Source organism: Tunicatimonas sp. (genome assembly GCF_049647865.1).
Classification (GTDB): domain Bacteria; phylum Bacteroidota; class Bacteroidia; order Cytophagales; family Cyclobacteriaceae; genus Tunicatimonas.
Window position 1 is genome coordinate 1 of record NZ_JBARYM010000478.1, and the last position, 3280, is coordinate 3280.

At 46.2% G+C, this 3280-nt stretch carries 3 protein-coding genes; all 3 read right to left on the minus strand.

The window, feature by feature from the left end:
- Positions 1 to 207: 207 nt before the first annotated feature.
- Positions 208 to 867 (minus strand): hypothetical protein, encoded by a 660-nt coding sequence (locus WBA23_RS14165; protein WP_424582930.1) that lies wholly within the window; start codon positions 865 to 867, stop codon positions 208 to 210.
- 67 nt (positions 868 to 934) lie between these two features.
- Positions 935 to 1192 (minus strand): hypothetical protein, encoded by a 258-nt coding sequence (locus tag WBA23_RS14170; RefSeq protein WP_424582931.1) that lies wholly within the window; start codon positions 1190 to 1192, stop codon positions 935 to 937.
- A gap of 202 nt (positions 1193 to 1394) precedes the next feature.
- Positions 1395 to 3280, minus strand: a 1886-nt coding sequence (locus WBA23_RS14175; protein WP_424582932.1) for an ATP-binding protein, incomplete at its 5' end; no start/stop codon positions are given.

Below are 3280 nucleotides of genomic sequence, written 5' to 3' on the forward strand. Positions count from 1 at the left end.
GGGCCACCGGGCCGAGCGGGTGTCGTTATGTCGCCTCTACCGAGAGTTTCTACATCTTCCTGGCAAGCGGTGAAGACCAGCGATAGGGCCGTCATCATCAAGTACACTATTTTTGTTACATTTTTCATTGGTTTAATAATTTGTGGTTTGAGTTACTATGCTATTCTGAAAAGGGTTAATAATTGGTTACTCGGGGTAAAGAATTGTTTAGTTAGGTACCGCATGGTACACCTCGATAATTCGGGGGCTTTCGGAGACAATACGAATCCCACCAAATAAATTTTCATCGGGTATTTGGTAGATAAAGAAATCACCTTCTTGATAGTCAACTTCGGTCTCAATACTATCCACCTGGTCCCAGTAATTTTCAAACTGGCTGGGTCGTTCTGTAGCCCAAAACTTTATGGTAGAAACTGGCATATCAATCTTACCGAAATACACGCTCGTAGTTTCGATACTTTCCGGCCAGGGCCATAGTTCTCCCATGTCATTAGCAGCTTGAATTTTCTCATCCAAGTAGAGGGAGAAATTGACGTTTTTCTTATTAGCCGGGTCAGTACTTAATAAATACGCTAGGCTATTGAGTGACCCGTTGCTAGTTTTAAAGAAGCTCGGGATTTGATCGGTATCTACACTGCCACCATAGTTCGGCCACTCAATGCGCCAAGCAATACATTTGGTGCGGACAAAATGACCGTCAGGAATATAGGTTCGCTCAATAATTTTGGGGTAAGCGTGCTCTCCACCTCCAGGGTTTACAACTTTACCGCCGGGGCCGCCGGGTTGTGTTACTATGGTTCGGTCGCCTCTACCGAGGGTTTCTACATCTTCCTGACAGGCAGTCAGGGCTAGGACGAATCCTAGCATTGTAATTAAAACTGGTTTCATTAGATAATTCATTCTACTAGTTGGTTTGTGGTTTATAAAAGGGTTATTAATTGATGGCTAAATCTTGGTTGGCCGCCTCAGTACTGTAGCGGCTGGCAAAGGCCTGTTTGGCTACCTCTATTTTAGTAGGGGTTTCAATAGTATTTAAATAGCGGGGGCGATCATTTATATAGCTACTTACGATTATAATAAGTGCAAAGAGAATTAGTAGAGTGCCGTACGTAATGCGGGCGTGGAAACTAGCCTCACCAAAGTGGCGGGCATGGATACTAAGTTCGCGTCGTTGATCATAATAAGTCTTCATAATACTTATAGTTAATGAGTTGAGTGATTGGGTTTTTGAAAACGTTACGCAACAAAGGTATCGCTCCGGCAGCTATTCGCTTAACACTCGCCTCCCAACGGCAAACAGTATTGTAACACGAGTAGAATTCGTGAAAAGCCCCTCAGTTCAAGATGGCAAATTGTCTAACACTGATGTAACCAATGCTGACACTGGCGTAACATTAGTGAATTTCTTGGCGAGACTTGGCGAATTCGGAAGGAGATAATCCAAATTTTTCTTTGAATGATTTTGCAAAGTAAGAAAGATGATTAAAGCCCACTTCGTAGGCTACTTCGGCTACCTGTACCCCATTTTGCTCCAGCATCTGCGCGGCTTTCTGCAAGCGAACATCGCGAATAAACTCGGTAGTAGACTGATTGGTGAGGGCTTTTAGTTTGCGGTGCAGTTGCATCCGACTCATGCCTATTTCCCGCTGCATCTGCTCTACCCCAAATTCCGACTCGCTGAGGTTCTCCTCTACAGTACGCAAGCACTTTTCCAGAAAGGTAGCATCGTGGTCGTTCACGGTTACGTCGCTGGGGCGAAGCGTTACTTCTCGACCGTATTTTTCGCGTAGCCGGTTGCGTTGCTTTAGCAAGCTTTGCAGCCGGTCATGCAACTCGGCAATGTCAAAGGGTTTGGTGAGGTACTGATCGGCTCCGGTTTGGAAACCGGCTCGCTTGGTAGCGGTATCGTCCCGAGCAGTGAGCATCACGATTGGAATATGGCTGGTGCGCTCATCATTTTTTAGCCGATGCGTGAGTTCTACGCCGTCCATTTCGGGCATCATTACGTCGGTAATTATAATATCCGGTACCTGCTCAATCGCCGTCTCCCAACCTTCTTTTCCGTGTACCGCTTCCTGTATCTGGTACTGCCCGGATAAATGATGGAGAATATAGCGGCGTAAATCCGGTGTATCTTCTACTAATAGTAACTGGGGTAAACCTTCGGAAGAAGAAACCTCCGATAATTGATCTTCCTCTTTGTCAATGGGTTGCAGAACGATTCCCTTAGGTACGCTTAAATCTTCCACCCAATCGCCTTCAGCAGCTAATAGCGGCAACAGCACCACAAAGGTTGTTCCTTGGCGATTAGCACTATCTAAGGTAATACTTCCGCCGTGCAAGTCCGTTAGCTCCTTTACTAGCGACAAACCAATACCGGTACCCTCGAAGGCACGAGTGTTAGAGCCGTCTACCTGGTAAAAGCGGTCAAAAATTTTGTCTTGCAAATGATTAGGAATGCCCAATCCGGTATCTGATACCGAGAGGCGGAGCTGATGCTCAGAGTCTATTGAGGCGTGAAAACTGACCGTTCCGTCAGGCGGAGTAAACTTGATGGCATTAGACAATAGGTTGTAGACAATCTTTTCCAGCTTATCAGGATCAAACTTTAGAGGGGCGGGACGAATCGGAATATCAACTTGAAAAGTAATTGGCTTTTCTTGAGCTAACGGTATGAAGGAGTCCGCAATAGCCCGCAGAAACTCAAATACATCCGCCTGCTGGTATTCTAGTCGTAGTTCGCCTACTTCCAACTTAGATAAATCCATGAGCTGGTTGACCAATCGTAGTAGCCGATGGGCATTGCGTTGCATCATCCCTAACTCATGCGGAGGGATTGGTTCATCTTGATGACCGCGTAGCGGCCCTAAAATCAGATGAAGCGGAGTACGAAACTCGTGGGAGATATTAGCAAAGAAGCGCGACTTCATCAAGTCCATCGCCTTAATCTGTTCCGCTTCCCGCTGGGCTTCTTCGGCTTGGTGAGTTCTTTCGTCGGCCTGGGCCTGGGCAATCTTACTAGCGCAGATAGCCGTAATTGTTTTCAGAGCTTTAAGATGGTAATCCGAATAAAAATTCTTTTCGGAATGCTCTGAGTCAATTACGCCAATTACTTTTCCCTGGTGTTTAATAGGAACGGCTAATTCAGACAGGCGGGAATCGTCATCTACAATATAGCGTTCGTCATCCGAGGTATCGTTAACTACTTCTACCTCGCCCCTCTGAGCAACCGAACCCACAATTCCCTGCCCCACCGGAATTTCAATCGGCTCGTGAATAG

Coding starts and splice junctions, on each gene's coding strand:
- WBA23_RS14170 (WP_424582931.1), bottom strand. CDS start 1,192: ATGAAGACTTATTATGATCAACGACGCGAACTTAGTATCCATGCCCGC.
- WBA23_RS14165 (WP_424582930.1), bottom strand. CDS start 867: ATGCTAGGATTCGTCCTAGCCCTGACTGCCTGTCAGGAAGATGTAGAA.